Origin of the sequence: Pigmentiphaga soli (genome assembly GCF_039541095.1) — a bacterium.
Taxonomy (GTDB): domain Bacteria; phylum Pseudomonadota; class Gammaproteobacteria; order Burkholderiales; family Burkholderiaceae_B; genus Pigmentiphaga; species Pigmentiphaga soli.
In genome coordinates, this window is sequence record NZ_BAABFO010000001.1 from 309,123 (window position 1) to 324,725 (window position 15,603).

A 15,603-nucleotide genomic window follows, 5' to 3' on the forward strand; every position below is an offset into this window, starting at 1 on the left:
GCCGGTTCATTCCGGCAGGCCCGCGTGGGTATGGGCCTCCACGGTCTTGCGCGTGATGCTCGGCGAGAGAATCTCGAGGAAGGCGTACGAGTAGCCGCGCAGGTAATGCTTGCGGTTGAGCACCGCATAAGTGGTGCTGGGAGGAACCAGATGGCTGGCGTCGACCGCCCGCAGCCCGGCGTCGCGTTCGGGGTCGAAGACCAGCTCCGGCAGGATGGTCACGCCCAGCCCCTGTTCGACGTAGGCCTTGACGACGTCGGCGTTGGTGCCCTGCAGGACGGACGGCGCCCGGGCGCTCAGCTCCGTCAGGATGCGGAACGCCTCGGAACCGGCCTGCGCCGATTCGTACATCACCAGCGGATAGCGCGAGATATCGTCCAGCGTGGGGCGGGACACGTCGAGCAGCGGATGGCCCGGCTCCGTCAGCAGGATGCGGCGGTAGGCGTGGAAGGGGATGGAGATCAGGTCGCCGCCCGGGTCGCCGGCCGAACTGAGCACGCCGATGTCGGCTTCGCCCTCGCGCAGCGCGTCGAGGATGTTCGGCCCGTTCTCCGGCCGGATGGTGACCCGCACCTGCGGGTAGCGGTCGACGAACTGGCGCAGCACCCGGGGCAGGCGGAAGCGGGCCTGGGCGTGGCTGGCGGCGATGGTCAGCGTGCCCCGGTCGTCGCTCGAATGGGCGCGGGCCATCTGCCGGATTTCGTCCAGTTCCAGCAACACCCGGCGAGCCCGCCGGATGATCTCGTTGCCGACCGGCGTGACCGCGGCAAGCCGGTTGCGCTTGCGCGAGAAGATCGTCAGCTCGAGTTCTTCCTCCAGCAGCCGGACCTGGGTGCTCACGCTGGGCTGCGACACGTGCAGCATGTCGGCCACTTTCGAGACGTGCAGGTCCTGGTGAGCCAGTTCCGCGATGAAACGCAGTTGCTGGATGTTCATCTAGGCATTCCCCGGCAGGTGTTATTTGATAATCATATAGATAATTATAAATAAATAATATCGAACTGCCCGACTCTTGCTATCTTCCTCGCCCATGCAAACAGGGAGATGCAATGGCTTTGTCGCATTCGAATGACCGGGCCCGAACGGACACGCTGCTGGCGCACGCCGGGCGCGATCCCGCCGCGCACCGCGGCATGGTCAATACGCCCGTGTACCGCACCTCCACGGTGATCTTCCCGACGCTGGCCTCGTACCGGGCGCGCAAGGACCAGGGCGACAAGTTCGTGCGCTACGGCCGTCACGGCACGCCGACGACCTATGCGTTCGAGGAGGCCATCGCGGCGCTGGAAGGCGGGTACAAATCGGTCGCCGTGCCCAACGGGCTGGCAGCCATCGTGGCCAGCTTGGCGGCATTCTCGCGGCCGGGCGGCCACGTGCTGGTGCCCGACAACGTCTACACGCCGGCCCGCCGCTTCTGCGAGCGCCGCCTGCCGCAATGGGGCATGGAAGTCGAGTTCTACCGCCCCGGCGAAGGCGCGGCCCTGGGCGCCCGCATGAAACCCGCAACGGTGGCCGTGTATTGCGAGTCGCCGGGCTCGCAGACCTTCGAGGTGCAGGACATCCCCGCGATCGCCGAGCAGGCCCGCAGGCGGGGCATCCCGGTGCTGGCCGACAACACCTGGGCGACGCCGTACTTCCTCCAGCCGTTCGAGCTGGGCATCGACGTGTCCATCCATGCCGCCACGAAGTACATCGGCGGCCATTCCGATCTGATGCTGGGAGTCGTGACGGCCAACGAGAAGCACTGGGGCGCGGTCCATCGCGCGGTGGACGACCTGGGCTACAGCGTCAGCCCGGACGACTGCTGGCAGGCGCTGCGCGGACTGCGCACGCTGGGCGTGCGGCTCAGGCAGCAGATGCGCAACGCGCTGGCGGTGGCGCAGTGGCTGCGCGAACAGCCGGCCGTGGCGCGCGTGGCCTACCCGGCGTTGCCGGGCGATCCCGGCCATGCGCTGTGGAAGCGCGATTTCCGCGGCGCGGCGTCGCTGTTCTCGGTATGCCTGAAGCCCATGCCGGACGAGGCGCTGGAGACGCTGCTCGACAGCATGACGCTGTTCGGCATCGGCTCCAGCTGGGGCGGATACGAGAGCCTGGTCAACGTGGTGAATGCGCAGTCCTCGCGCAGCGTCACGGCGTACCGGCCGGACGGCCCGGCGATCCGCCTGCACATCGGCCTGGAGGACCCGGCCGACCTGATCGCCGACCTGGACCAGGCCTTTGCCGCGGCGGGACTGCGGCAGGCATGAATCCCCATAGAGCAATGCAGACGAAGGAGCACATCATGGACATAAAGGCGACGAGGCGACGGCAGGTCCGGGAAGCCATGGCGGACATCCGCCGCATCGCCGGCGATGCCGCGCCCGGCCTCGACCCGGACACGGGCCCCGTCTACCACTACAACAAGACGTTCATGCGCCCCACCGTCGGCCAGGACATTTGAAGAGACAGCCGGAAATGACGATCAATCTGGCGGTGGACATCGGCGGGTCGTTCACCGATGTAGCGCTTCTGAAGAACGGCAAGCTGTATTCGGCCAAATCGGTCACCACCACCGCGAGTCCGGACAAGGGGGTCATGAACGCGATCGACGACGCGTTCCGGGCGTCCGGCCTTTCCTACGGGGAGGTGGACCGCTTCATCCTCGGCACCACGCTGGCGACCAACGCGCTGATCGAGCGCAAAGGCGCCAGGACGGCGCTGGTCACGACGCAGGGCTTCGCCGACATCGTCGAGTTCGCCCGCGAGAACCGCTACGCGCAGTACGACATCAACATGCGCCGCGCGCCCGTGCTGGTGCCGCGCCGTCTCAGGTTCGGCGTTCCCGAACGGATGGACCACCGCGGCAGGCCGGTGCTCGGCCTGGACGAGCGGGCCTGCCGCCGGCTGGCCGACACCCTGGCCGGCGAAGGGATCCGCAGCGTCGCGGTGTGCTTCCTGCACAGCTACGCCAACGACGCCCACGAGCGCCGGGCCCGGGAGATCCTGCTGGAGTGCGATCCGTCGCTATCGGTGTCGATCTCGGCGGAGATCTGCCCGGAGATCCGCGAGTACGAACGGGTCTCGACCGTCTGCGCCAATGCCTACGTGCAGCCCATCATCGCCGGCGCGCTCGACGCGCTGGAGGCGGCGCTCAAGGCCCGCGGGCTGCGCTGCCCGGTATTCCTGATGACTTCCAGCGGCGCGCTCTGCTCGGTCGAGGTGGGCAAGCGCGAGCCGGTCAGGCTGGTGGAATCGGGGCCGGCGGGCGGCGCGATCTTCGCCGCGCACGTCGCCCGCCAGTGCGGACTGGACCGGATGATCGAGTTCGACATGGGCGGCACCACGGCGAAGATGAGCTACGTCATGGGCTTCCAGCCGATGGAGTCGCGCAATTTCGAATTCGACCGGGCCTACCGCTTCCTCAAGGGCAGCGGCCAGCCCATCCGCGTGCCGGTCATCGAAATGGTGGAGATCGGCGCGGGCGGCGGCTCGGTGGCCCACCGGGACGGACTGGGCCGGCTGCGCGTCGGGCCCCACAGCGTCGTGGCCGATCCCGGGCCGGTCTGCTTCGCCAGGGGCGGCGTCGAGCCGACCGTCACCGATTCGAACTGCGTGCTGAACTATCTGGACCCCGAGCGCTTCGCCGGCGGCAAGATCAGGCTCGATGCGCAGGCGGCCGCCGGCGCGATGCAGGAGCGCCTGGGGCGGGAGCTGGGACTGTCGCGCGCCGAGGAAGTCGCGGCCATGATCAGCGAAGTGGTCACCGAGAACATGGCCTCGGCCGCGCGGGTGCACGGCATCGAACTGGGCCACGACATCGGGCGCTGCGCCGCCGTGGCCATCGGCGGCGGCGGGCCGCTGCATATCGGCCGCATCGCCAGGAAACTGGGCATCCGCAAGTTCGTCATCCCGGCCGAGGCCAGCGTGGGTTCCGCGGTGGGATTCCTGGTGGCGCCGATCCAGTACGGCACGGTCAAGAGCGTGTCGCTGCGGCTCGAATCCATCGATGTCGGCGAAGTCCGCCGCACGCTGGAGGCGATGTCGCGCGCCGCGGCCGGCGAGGTCCGGCGCATGCTCGGCGGCGGGCAGGCCGACGTGTCGGCAAGCCTGGGCGCGTACATGTGCTATCGGGGCCAGGGCCACGAGATCAAGGTGGATCTGGACGGGCTGGAAATCGGCGCAGACTTTCCCGCCCGGGCGCGCGCCGCGTTCGAGCGCGTATACGAGTCGCTGTATCACCGCACGCTGCCCGAGCTGGGCGTGGACATCGTCACCTGGGCCGTCACGGCCGGCTCGCGGGCGTCGCCGGCAGACGTGCTGGAACTGTCGGACGTCGACCCGTCGGCCCGCAACCAGAGCCGGGAACGCGCGGTCTTCCTGGCCGAGCAGGCCGGCTCCATGGCCTGGACGACGGTCAGGGACTATCAGCGCAACACGCTCGAGCCCGGTTTTTCCTTCGACGGCCCGGCCATCGTCAGCGAACGCCACACCACCACGGTGGTGCCGTCGGGCTTCCGCGCGACGGTCGATCCGCACCGCCACCTGATCGTCGAGGAGGCCTGAGATGGCCAGCCACAACATCGTATACAAGCAGATCGTCTGGGACCGCCTGATCGCCATCGTCGAGGAACAGGCCCAGACCATCATCCGTACCGCGTTCGGCACCGCCGCCCGCGAGGCCGGCGACGTGTCGGCCGCGGTGTTTTCCGTCGAGGGGGAAATGGTGGCCCAGGCGGTCACCGGCACGCCGGGGCACGTGAACTCGGTGGCCAACTCGATCAGGTATTTCCTGGAGGAATTCCCGGCCGCGGCCATGCGCGAGGGCGATGTCTACATCACCAACGACCCGTGGAAGGCCACCGGGCATCTGTTCGACGTGACGATCGTCACGCCGGTGTTCGACCGGGGGCGGCTGCTGTGCCTGGTGGCCTCCAACACGCACGTGGCCGACATCGGCGGCATGGGCGTCGGGCCCGACGCCACGCAGATCTACCACGAAGGGCTGTTCATACCCATCCTCAAGCTGTATGAGGCCGGCCGGCTGGTCGAATCCGTGACGAAGTTCATCCGGGCCAACGTGCGTTCCCCGCGCGAGACGCTGGGCGACATCCACGCGCTGGTGTCGTGCAACGAAGTGGCAGCGCGGCGTTTCCGCGCCCTGCGGGCCGAGTACGGGCTGGACGATTTCGCCGACATATCCCGCTTCATCCTCGAGACTTCCCGGCGCGGCATGGAAAACGCCATCGCCCGCGTGCCCGAGGGCAGCTGGAGCAATGTGATGATGGTCGACGGCTTCGACCACCCCGTGCGCCTGCAGGCCACGCTGACCGTCAAGGACCGCCGCATCCTGGTGGACTTCGACGGCACCTCGCCCGCGATCAAGAAGGCGCTGAACGTGCCGCTGTCGTATGCGCAGGCCTACGCGACCTTCGGCATACGCTGCATCATCGGCCCGGACATTCCGAACAACACGGGTTCGCTGTCGGTCATCGACGTCACCGGGCCCAAGGGCTGCATCCTCAACGCGCAGTATCCCAGCGCGGTAACGGCGCGGGCCACCATCGGCATGATGATGCCCGACCTCATGTTCGGCTGCCTGCGCCAGGTGCTGCCCGACGAGGTGCCCGCCGAAAGCGCCGACAGCCTGTGGAACATCCGGCTGGTCGGCGGCCAGGTGGCGCAGAACGATTCGCGTCCCGATGGCGAGATGCGGCTGGGAAAGGCTTTCGTCCAGACCACCTTCACCACCGGCGGAATGGGCGCGCGCCCGAAGGGCGACGGCCTGTCGGCGACGGCCTTCCCGAGCGGCGTGCGCAACACCTCGATCGAAGTCATGGAAACCATGGCGCCGATACGCTTCTGGCGCAAGGAGTTCCGGCAGGATTCCGGCGGGCCCGGACGCCATCGCGGCGGCCTGGGGCAGGTCGTCGAGGTGGAAAGCACGGAGCCGGCCGATCTGCTGATCGCGGCCACCTTCGACCGCGTGAAGTTCGCGCCGCGCGGCGTCGAGCAAGGAAAGGACGGCTCGCCCGGCCGGCTGTATCTGAAGTCGGGCAAGCAGTTGAAAGCCAAGGGGCGGCAGCTCGTTCCCGCCAACGACAGGCTGATCGTCGAAACGCCGGGAGGAGGAGGGTGGGGAGATCCCAAGGCCCGGGACAGGCAGGCCGTGCTGGCCGACTTGCGCGAGGGCTACATCTCGCTCGAGGCGGCTGTCGAAACTTATGGACTCGTAGACAAGGGGTAGAACATGCGTGGCATCATCAAATCGATAGCGATCGCCATGACGTTGATGGCGTGTGCGTGGGCGAATGCCGAAACCTATCCGCAGCGGACGGTGACCCTGGTGGTGCCGTATTCGCCCGGCGGCGGGGTGGATGCCACCGCGCGCATCCTGGCCAAATATCTGGGCGACGATCTGAAACAATCGTTCATCGTGGAAAACCGGCCAGGCCCCGGCGGCTCCATCGGCGCGGCCTACGTGGCGCGCTCCAGGCCGGACGGCTACACGCTGCTGGTCGGCGGGACCGGGCCGCTGTCGCTCGCCCCGCACGTGATTCCCGGCCTGCCCTACAACCCCCAGAAAGACTTGCGCAGCATCTCGCTGCTGGTCACGATCCCGCAGATCCTGGTGGTCAAGGCCGGCGGCAGGTTCGCCGATTTCAAATCGTTCGAGGAATACGCCAGGAGCCACGACGTGCCGGTCGGCGGCACCACCAGCAGCGGGCAGGAGCTTTCCGTGCTGATGCTGCGCAAGGCCGGCGACCTGAAGCTGACCTTCATTCCCTACAAGGGCACGAACAACGCGATCACCGACGTCATGGGCGGCACGATCGACGCGGCCTTCGTCGACCCGGTCGCGATGGGGCTGGTGCGCTCGGGCAAGCTCAAGGCGCTGGCGGTCTCGACGCCCCAGCGTTCGCAGGCCAATGCCGAAGTGCCGACCATGATCGAGCAGGGCCTGCCGGGCGCTTCGTTCCAGAGCTTCTATGCGCTCAGCGCGCCGGCCGGCACTCCCGACGCCGTCATCCAGACGCTGAACCGGGCGCTCAAGAAGGCCCTGTCGCAGGACGAGGTCAGGAAGAGCATGCTGGAGCAGGGGCTGGACCCGGCGTACACCAGCCCGGCCGAAGCGGACGATTTCATCGCCAGGCACACGAGGAATTCCGGCGAGCTGCTGGGCAAGCTGGGCCAATGATCGCGCGCCGCCACCGATGGGATCTTCATCATGAAGCATAGCGATCTGCGGCGCTTCGGCGTAATCGGCCCGGCGGGCAACATGGCGCTGGAATACGAATTCTCGCGTCATCTGCCGCCCGGCGTGGCGTTCAACCACGCGCGGGCCTCGCGTCCGGGCTGGCCGGCGTTGACCAGGGAGTCGCTGGCCGCCATGGGGGAACGGGCGATCGAGGCCGCCCGCGACCTGGTGCGGACCAGGCCCGAAATCCTGCTGTACGCCTGCACCAGCGGCAGCTTCGTCGGCCAGGAGCACGACGAGGCCGCGCTGGCGCGGCGCATTGCCGAGGCGACCGGCATTCCGGCGATCACCACGTCGACGGCGGTCCTGGACGCCTTGAAGGCGTTGTCGGCGCGCAAGGTATTCGTGGTCACGCCCTACCCGGACGACATCACCCTGTCCGAGGTCGAGTTCCTAGAACTGAACGGGATCGGCGTGGCTGGCTGGGATTCCTTCCGCTGCACCGCCGAGCGCCCGATCGGCGGCGTCGATTCCGACGACACCGAGCGCCTGGTGCTCGGGCACCGGGACGCGATCGCTGGCGCCGACGCGGTCTTCGTCAGCTGCACCAACCTGCTGACCTTCGACAAGATCGCGGCGCTCGAGTCGGCTCTGGGCGTTCCGGTGGTGAGTTCGAACACGGCTTCCCTGTGGGCAGTGCTGCGCGGCATGGGCATCGGGCACGCATCGCCCGCCCTGGGCGTGCTGGGCGCCCGGGGGTAGGCGGCGCGATGGCGGACGAACGAACGCCGTTTGGCCTGACGCGCGCCCTGGGCGAACACATCGCGGGGGCCGCCCGGGCTTCGCTGCCGGCAGCGTGCCCGGATCTGGCGCGCGCGGCCTTTCTGGATACCTTGTCGGTGATGGTCGCGGGCCGGAACGAACCGGCGAGCCGCCTGCTGCGCCAGACACGGCTCGCCCTGGGCGAGAATCCGCCGGCGCCGTCGCCGGCCATGGCGAGCGCGCTGGCCACGGCAGCGCACGCGCTGGACTACGACGACGTGGCTTTCGGCGGGCATCCGAGCGCCGTGATCGTGCCGGCCGTGCTGGTGGCCGCGCTGCTGGAGGGCCGCTGGGACGGCATGGCGCTGCTGCGCGCCTACGCGGCGGGCTACGAGACCTGGGCCGAGATCGCCTCGCGCGAGCCGCGCAAATACCACGCCAGGGGCCTGCATCCCACCGGCCTGCTGGGTCCGTTCGCGGCGGCGGCCGCGGCGGCCTCGGTGCTCGGGCTGGACGCCGGACGATGTGCGGCGGCCCTGTCCCTGGCCGGTTCGGCCAGCGCGGGCCTGATGGCGAACTTCGGCTCGATGGCCAAGCCGCTGCACGCCGGGCGCGCCTGCGCGGCGGGGCTGGAGTCCGCCTACCTGGCGCGCGCCGGCTACACCGCCGCGCGCGACGCGCTGGAAGCGGCGGCCGGCTTCCTGCGCGCGTATTCCCCTTCTGGCTGTCCCGATCTGCAACGCCCGGTGCGGGGCTTCGGCCAGTCCGGCGGCTGGATGCTGGAGCGGCATGCTCCCAGCGTCAAGCGCTATCCCGTCTGCTACGCGGGCCATCGCTGCATCGACGCGGCGCTGTCGGTGCGCCGGCAGGTCGAGGAACGGGGCGGCGCCAGGGGGATTGCGCGCATCGTGGCGCGCCTGAGCCAGCGCAATTCCGACATACTGCGATTTCGCCGGCCCGCGACGCCGGCCGAAGCGCGCTTCAGCCTGGAATACTTCATCGCCTCGGCCCTGGACGGCGGCAACGTCGGGCTGCGCGACCTGGCCGGCGACATGATCCGGCGGCCGCGGCGGCTGGCCCTGATGCCGCGCATCGAACGACGCATCGAAACGGAGCTGGACCCCGACATGGAAGGCTTCGCCAGGGCGGATTGCGTCGAAATCGTCCACGCCGACGGTTCGGTCACCGCCAGCGAGCCGGTCGTCCGCGCCAAGGGGCACGAGGAGGCGCCGCTGACCCGCCAGGAACGCATGGACAAGGCCGAAGACTGCCTCGCCAGCGCCGGCATCGAGGCGCACGATCGCGATTGGTTCATGGCCGAAACCTGGTCCCTGGGCCGGCGCGACGCTTCCGCCGAGCCCTGGGTGCGGTGGATCGCGGCGCAGGTGGCCGGCTAGGCCGCCGGCTTCCCGAACCACTGCCGCAGCGCCGCCGCCACCGTCGGATAGCGCAGCCGCACCCGCAGTTCGCGCCGCAGGCGCTCGTTGTCCAGTCGCCGCGATTCCCGCATGAACGACCACATGGCCGGGCTGACCGCGGCTTGCACCGCGTCGCGGCCCAGCCGGGGCGGGCGCGGCAGGCCGGCGGCGTCGGCCACGGCGTCGAAATAGTCGCCCATTTTCAGGTCTTCGCCGTCGCAGGCATGCAGCACCCGCTGCGGCCGCCCGCGCCACAGCGCGGCCACGGCGATCGCGGCCAGGTCGCCGATTTCGATGTGATTGGTGAACACGTCGTCGTCCGGCGCCAGCCGCGGCAGCCCGCGCCGCAGCCGGTCCAGCGGCAGACGGTCGATGCCGTAGATGCCCGGGATGCGCAGAACCGTCGTGCGCCAGGCGGGCAACCCCGGCGCGCGCGACCGCGCCCGTGCCGGCGCGATGCCGCGCCACAGCCGTTCGGCCGCCACCCGCCGCGCCGCCCGCTCGCTGGCGGGCGCCACGCGGTCGGTCTCGCGCAGCCGGGCGCCGCCGGCGTCGCCGTAGACGCCGGTGGTGCTGGCGTAGACCAGGCGCCGCGGCGGCGGGCCGGCGCGGCCTTGCGCCCGTTTGGCTACAATCCCGGAAGCCGCCGGATGCGTCCGCGCGCGCGTTTTCGCGGCGCGCCCGGCAAAGCCCGGCGGCGGCCGGCGCAACACCGCGGCCAGGTGGGCCGAGCGGGTGTCGGCGCGGCCGCTTGCCGGCGGCGGCGCCAGCATCAGCACCCGGGGCGCCAGACCGCGCAGGCGCGCAAGATCGGTTCGCCGGTCGAGGTCGCCCAACAGCGGCAGCGCGCCCGCCGCGCGCAGCTCGGGCAGGCGTTCGGCCGACGAAGTCAGCGCGAACACCCGCATGCGCGCGGCCAGCCGCCGCAGCACCTGCATGCCGGTGTCGCCGCAGCCCACGATCAAGAGGCGCGGCGCGCGCCGGCCGGGCCGGCGCGCGGCAGGGGCTGCGGCGTTCATTGATTTTCCATTGTCGATACAGGATCCGGGGTGATGAGTCATCAGGTCACCGTACTACCAAGCGGCCACCGCTTTGCCGTCGAAGACGGCCACACCGTGCTCGACGCCGCATTGCAGGCCGGCGTCATGCTACCTTACAGCTGCAAGAACGGCGCCTGTTCCTCGTGCAAGGGCCGGCTGGTCGAGGGGCGGGTCGAGCTCGGCCCGCACCAGGCGCAAACCCTTACTCCCGAAGAGGCTCGGCGCGGCCTGACGCTGTTCTGCGTCGCCCGGCCGCTGACCGACCTGACGATCGAGGCGCGCGAGGTGGCCGGCATCGCCGACATCCCGGTCAAGAAGCTGCCGTGCCGCGTGCGCAGCCTCACCCGCGCCGCGCCCGACGTGCAGATCGTCAGGCTGCAATTGCCCGCCACCGAAAAGCAGCTGCGCTTCAACGCCGGCCAGTACATTGAAATCATCCTGAAAGACGGCCGCCGCCGCTCGTACTCGCTGGCCAACGCGCCGCACGAAGAGGACGGCCTGGAACTGCACATACGCCACCTGCCCGGCGGCGCCTTCACCGACCAGGTGTTCGGCGCCGGCCCGGCCCCGCTCAAAGAGCGCGACATCCTGCGCTTCGAAGGCCCGTTCGGCTCCTTCTTCCTGCGCGAAGACAGCGACAAGCCGATCGTGATGGTGGCCAGCGGCACCGGCTTCGCGCCGATCCGCTCGATCGTCGAACACATGGCGTTCAAGGACATCCGCCGCCCGGTCACGCTGTACTGGGGCGGCCGCCGTCCGCGCGATCTGTACCTGGACGAACTGGCGCGCGGCTGGGCCGCCAGCCGCCCCGATTTCCGCTACGTGCCGGTGGTGTCCGACGCGCTGCCCGAAGACGGCTGGAGCGGCCGCACCGGCTTCGTCCACCACGCCGTGCTGGAAGATTTCGCCGATCTGTCAGGCCATCAGGTGTACGCTTGCGGCGCCCCGGTCGTGGTGGATTCGGCACGCCGCGATTTCGTCGGCCAGCGCGGGCTGCCGGCCGACGAGTTCTATGCCGATTCTTTCACTTCCGAAGCAGACAGCGCCCGCGCGACAGTGTAAGGTTCACCGACCGCGCCGCCGCGCGCGGCCCACCCCATTTTGCGGCCCGCACAGGGGGCCATCAGGAGTTCGTGTCATGGATTTCGGCCAGTTCAACGTCAACGCCCTCATGGAGATCACGCAGCGTCCGGACCTCGTGTTCGTCCGAGGGCAGGGATCGTGGCTGGAGGATCATGCCGGCAAGCGCTACCTCGACTTCATCCAGGGCTGGGCCGTCAACGCGCTCGGCCACTGCCCGCCCGAGATCGTCGCCGCGGTCGAGGTCCAGTCCAAGCTGCTGCTGAATCCGTCGCCCGCGTTCTACAACCAGCCCTCGATCGAGCTGGCCACCCGGCTGGTGCAGTCCTCGTGCTTCCAGCGCGTGTTCTTCGCCAACAGCGGCGCCGAGGCCAACGAAGGCGCGATCAAGCTGGCCCGCAAGTGGGGCCAGCTCAACAAGAACGGCGCGTTCAAGATCATCACCTTCGACCACTCCTTCCACGGCCGCACGCTGGCCACCATGTCGGCCTCGGGCAAGCCGGGCTGGAGCACGCTGTTCGCGCCCCAGGTCGACGGCTTTCCGAAGGCCGACCTGAACGACCTGGCCTCGGTCGAGGCGCTGATCGACGACCAGACCGTGGCCGTGATGCTGGAGCCGATCCAGGGCGAGGGCGGCGTGATCCCGGCCACCGCCGAATTCCTGAAGGCGCTGCGCGAGCTGACCCGCCAGCGCGGCCTGCTGCTGATCGTCGACGAGGTGCAGACCGGCATGGGCCGCACCGGCACCATGTTCTGCTACGAGCAGGCCGGCATCGAGCCCGACATCATGACGCTGGGCAAGGGCATCGGCGGCGGCGCGCCGCTGGCGGCGCTGCTGGCGCGCGAGGAGGTGTCGGTGTTCCGCCACGGCGACCAGGGCGGCACCTACAACGGCAACCCGCTGATGACCGCCATCGGCGTGGCGGTGTTCGACGCGCTCGCCGCGCCCGGCTTCATGGAGCAGGTGCAGGCGCGCGGCAGGCAGCTGTCCGAAGGCCTGCTGGCGCTGGCCGCCAAGTGGGGCATGCCGGGCGAGCGCGGCCAGGGCCTGCTGCGGGCGCTGATCCTCGACCGCGACGACGGCCCCGCCATCGTCGAGCGGGCCCGCCTGCGCGCGCCGGAAGGCATGCTGCTGAACGCGCCGCGGCCCAATCTGCTGCGCTTCATGCCGGCCCTGAACGTGTCGGCCGGCGAGGTCGGACAGATGCTCGAATGGCTGGACGTCATCATCGAACAGGTGCGCTGAATGGGGCCCACCCCTACGCGCTGACGCGCGCCCCTCGAGGGCGATGCGGGCGGACCGGCGGAGCCGGATCCGCCGCATCCTGAATGGGTCTTGGGGTGATGCGTCTTGGAAGGGGCGTTGCGAGGACACCGAATGAAAGTCGTAGTGCTAGGTAGCGGGATCATCGGCACCGCCACCGCATGGTGGTTGCGCCAGTCCGGCCACGACGTGACAGTGATCGATCGCCAGCCCGGTCCGGCGCAGGAAACCAGCTTCGCCAACGGCTGCCAGATTTCGGTCTCGTATGCCGAGCCGTGGGCCAGTCCGCACGCGCCGATGCAACTGGCGCGCTGGCTGTTCCGCCGCGACGCGCCGCTGCTGTTCCGGCCGCAGTCCGACTGGCGGCAATGGGCCTGGGGCCTGGCTTTCCTGCGCGAATGCCTGCCCGGGCGCCTGCCGCGCAACGTGCGCGCGCTGGTCAACCTGGCGCTGTACAGCCGCGGCACGCTGCAGGCGATGCGGGCCGAACTGGGCATCGAGTACCAGCACCTGGAACGCGGAATCCTGCACTTCTACCGCGACGCCGAAGAGTTCGAGGCCTCGCAGAAGGCTGCCGACCTGATGCGCGACGCCGGCGTCGAGCGCCGCGTGCTGTCGACCGAGGAAGTGATCGAGATCGAGCCCGCGCTGGCGCCGCAGCGCCATCGCATCGTGGGCGGCGACTTCACCGCCGACGACGAAAGCGGCGATGTCTACCTGTTCACCAAGGCCCTGGCGCAGCGGGCCGAGGCCGCCGGCGTGGAGTTCCGCTTCAACACGCAGGCCACGCGGCTGGCGGCCGAGGGCGGCTGGGTCAAGACGGTCGAATGCATCGGCCCCGACGGCCGCTACGGGCACGTGGCCGGCGACGTGTTCGTTGCGGCGCTGGGCAGCTTCACGCCGGAACTGGTACGCCCGCTGGGCGTGCCGTGCATGGTGTATCCGGGCAAGGGCTATTCCGCCACATATCCCGTTACGGATCCGGCACGTGCGCCAATGGTGAGCCTTAGCGATAGTGAGCACAAAGTGGTAATTTCGCGGTTGGGCGATCGCCTGCGCGTGGCGGGGACGGCGGAATTCGCCGGCTATTCGCGGCGGCTCGACCCGGAGCGCTGCGCGATGCTCACCCGGCTGGTCCGCGACCTGTTCCCCGACGCCCTCGATTTCGATGCGGCGTCGTACTGGTCGGGGCTGCGTCCGGTCACGCCGTCGAACGTGCCGCTCATCGGCCGCACCCGCTTGCCCAACCTGTACCTGAACACGGGGCACGGCACGCTGGGATGGACCATGGGCTGCGGTTCGGGGCGCGCGCTGGCCGACCTGATCTCGGGCCGCCGGCCGCAGGTGGAGTTCCCGTTTCTCTGATTCCTAGACAGTCACCATCATTTCGGAGACCTGATCGATGCAGTACATCAAAGGCTGGGTAAAGATCGGCGCCGGCCTGCTGAGCGCCATGGCCATGGCTTTCGGCGCGACGGCAGCCGAGCACGCGCCGGCCAAGCCGGCAGCCGCCAAGAAATCCCATGCCGCGGCCAAGAAGCCGGCCGCCGCCAAGTCCGCCAAGTCCGCCAAGTCCGCCCCGGCGCAGCGCGCCGCCGCGGTGCCGCCGGATCCCTCCGGCCCGTTCGAAATCCAGGTCTGGCATGCGCTGAACCCCGAGGAGGCCGGGGAATTCGATTCCCTGGTCCAGCGCTTCAACGAGCAAGGCCATGGCTTCACCGTCAAGGTGGTGGCCTCGCCGTCGCAGCAAGAACTGATCAGCCAGGGCCTGGCCGCCGTGCGCGCCAAGCGCCCGCCCCACCTGATCGAAATCTCCGATAACCACTCGCCGGAATTCATCGCCCAGCACGGCGCCATCCTGCCGCTGTACGAACTGCTGGCCAAGTATCCGATCCGCGACCTGCGCTGGTTCCTGCCGCAGACCACCGCCAGCATGCGCGACGCCAAGGGCAATCTGCTGGCGCTGCCGTGGATGACCGAGATCCCGATCTACCTGTACAACCGCGACCTGTACCAGAAGGCCGGGCTCAACCCCGACGCGCCGCCGCGCACCTGGCGCGAGATGCAGACCCACCTGGTCGCGCTGCAGCAGAGCGGCGTGAGCTGCCCCTACGCCACCAGCGACCAGAGCTGGATCCACATCGAGAACCTCGCCGCGCTCCACAACGTGGCCCTGGCCACCAAGAACAACGGCCTGGACGGCAGCGGCGCGCTGCTGATGACCAACGACCTGCTGCACGTGCGCCACCTGGCGCTGATGATGAGCTGGGTGCGCAGCACCCTGTTCCCGGTGCGCAGCGCCGGCGACCAGGCCGACCTGCAGTTCGCCAGCGGCGATTGCGCGGTGCTGACCTCCGGTTCCAGCGCGCTGGCCACGGTGCAGGCCAAGGCCCATTTCTCGTATGGCGTGGCGCCGCTGCCGTACTACGACGAAGAGGCAAGCCGGCCCAGCAATCCCTTCGTGGGCGGCTCGTCGTTCTGGGCGCTGGGCGGCCATTCGGTGGCCGAGCAGAAGGCCGTGGCGCAGTTCATCGCCTACCTGGCCAGCCCGGTGGTGGCGGCCGAATGGCACCAGAAGACGGGCTTCCTGCCGCTGACCGAAGCCGCGTTCCGCGCCTCCGACGTGTCCTACTACAAGAACCTGCCCGGCGCCGAGGCCGTCATCAGCGCCATGAGCAATCCGCCCGGCAAGTTCACGCGCGGCTTCCGGCTCAGCCACTACGATGCCGTCAGCCGCATCCTCGACGAAGAGCTCGACGACGTCTGGAGCGGCCGCAAGCCGCCCAAGCAGGGGCTGGACGACGCCGTGGCGCGCGCCAACGCGCTGATCGCGCCGCCGGCCGCCGCGCGCAAGTAAGGCAAGGG

The 15,603-nt window shown here is 69.5% G+C and carries 13 protein-coding genes; 11 read left to right on the forward strand and 2 right to left on the reverse strand.

What is annotated here, in order from left to right; genetic code table 11:
• Nucleotides 1–6: 6 nt before the first annotated feature.
• Nucleotides 7–936 (reverse strand): LysR substrate-binding domain-containing protein, encoded by a 930-nt coding sequence (locus ABD927_RS01580; RefSeq protein WP_345245619.1) that lies wholly within the window; start codon nt 934–936, stop codon nt 7–9.
• A gap of 113 nt (nt 937–1,049) precedes the next feature.
• Between ABD927_RS01580 and metC the strand changes: the two genes are divergently transcribed.
• From metC to ABD927_RS01615, 7 genes are read left to right on the forward strand one after another with little or no spacing between them, the layout of a single operon-like run.
• Nucleotides 1,050–2,246 (forward strand): cystathionine beta-lyase, encoded by a 1,197-nt coding sequence (gene metC / locus ABD927_RS01585; RefSeq protein ID WP_345245621.1) that lies wholly within the window; start codon nt 1,050–1,052, stop codon nt 2,244–2,246.
• Between the two features lie 14 nt (nt 2,247–2,260).
• Nucleotides 2,261–2,440 carry a hypothetical protein gene (locus ABD927_RS01590; protein ID WP_345245623.1) on the forward strand — a complete coding sequence of 60 codons (180 nt, stop codon included), beginning with the start codon at nt 2,261–2,263 and terminating at the stop codon, nt 2,438–2,440.
• Between the two features lie 14 nt (nt 2,441–2,454).
• Complete coding sequence (locus tag ABD927_RS01595) at nt 2,455–4,542, forward strand: hydantoinase/oxoprolinase family protein (protein WP_345245625.1); 2,088 nt, start codon at nt 2,455–2,457, stop codon at nt 4,540–4,542.
• A gap of 1 nt (nt 4,543) precedes the next feature.
• On the forward strand, nt 4,544–6,223 hold the full coding sequence (locus ABD927_RS01600) for a hydantoinase B/oxoprolinase family protein (RefSeq protein WP_345245627.1): 1,680 nt from the start codon (nt 4,544–4,546) through the stop codon (nt 6,221–6,223).
• 3 nt (nt 6,224–6,226) lie between these two features.
• On the forward strand, nt 6,227–7,174 hold the full coding sequence (locus tag ABD927_RS01605) for a Bug family tripartite tricarboxylate transporter substrate binding protein (RefSeq protein ID WP_345245629.1): 948 nt from the start codon (nt 6,227–6,229) through the stop codon (nt 7,172–7,174).
• Between the two features lie 30 nt (nt 7,175–7,204).
• Entirely contained in the window at nt 7,205–7,936 is a 732-nt protein-coding gene (locus tag ABD927_RS01610; protein WP_345245631.1) for a maleate cis-trans isomerase family protein, read from the forward strand.
• An 8-nt stretch (nt 7,937–7,944) separates the two neighbouring features.
• Complete coding sequence (locus tag ABD927_RS01615) at nt 7,945–9,333, forward strand: MmgE/PrpD family protein (protein WP_345245633.1); 1,389 nt, start codon at nt 7,945–7,947, stop codon at nt 9,331–9,333.
• On the opposite strand, the gene ABD927_RS01620 is transcribed toward ABD927_RS01615, so the two are convergent.
• Nucleotides 9,330–10,373, reverse strand: a complete 1,044-nt coding sequence (locus ABD927_RS01620) for a Rossmann-fold NAD(P)-binding domain-containing protein (protein ID WP_345245635.1) — start codon at nt 10,371–10,373, stop codon at nt 9,330–9,332. The two genes, ABD927_RS01615 and ABD927_RS01620, sit on opposite strands and share 4 nt — an antisense overlap.
• Before the next feature lie 33 nt (nt 10,374–10,406).
• Here ABD927_RS01620 and ABD927_RS01625 point away from each other — a divergent pair, with 33 nt between their 5' ends.
• The 4 genes from ABD927_RS01625 (at nt 10,407) to ABD927_RS01640 (ending at nt 15,595) form a co-directional block, all read left to right on the forward strand.
• The gene (locus ABD927_RS01625) at nt 10,407–11,456 is read left to right on the forward strand and encodes a CDP-6-deoxy-delta-3,4-glucoseen reductase (RefSeq protein WP_345245637.1); all 1,050 of its coding nucleotides are present in this window, start codon (nt 10,407–10,409) and stop codon (nt 11,454–11,456) included.
• A gap of 76 nt (nt 11,457–11,532) precedes the next feature.
• Nucleotides 11,533–12,720 carry an acetylornithine transaminase gene (locus ABD927_RS01630; RefSeq protein ID WP_345245639.1) on the forward strand — a complete coding sequence of 396 codons (1,188 nt, stop codon included), beginning with the start codon at nt 11,533–11,535 and terminating at the stop codon, nt 12,718–12,720.
• Between the two features lie 132 nt (nt 12,721–12,852).
• Nucleotides 12,853–14,103 (forward strand): D-amino acid dehydrogenase, encoded by a 1,251-nt coding sequence (locus ABD927_RS01635; RefSeq protein WP_345245641.1) that lies wholly within the window; start codon nt 12,853–12,855, stop codon nt 14,101–14,103.
• A gap of 37 nt (nt 14,104–14,140) precedes the next feature.
• A complete protein-coding gene (locus tag ABD927_RS01640; protein WP_345245643.1) occupies nt 14,141–15,595 on the forward strand; it encodes an extracellular solute-binding protein in 1,455 nt (484 codons plus the stop codon).
• The last annotated feature ends 8 nt before the right edge of the window (nt 15,596–15,603 follow it).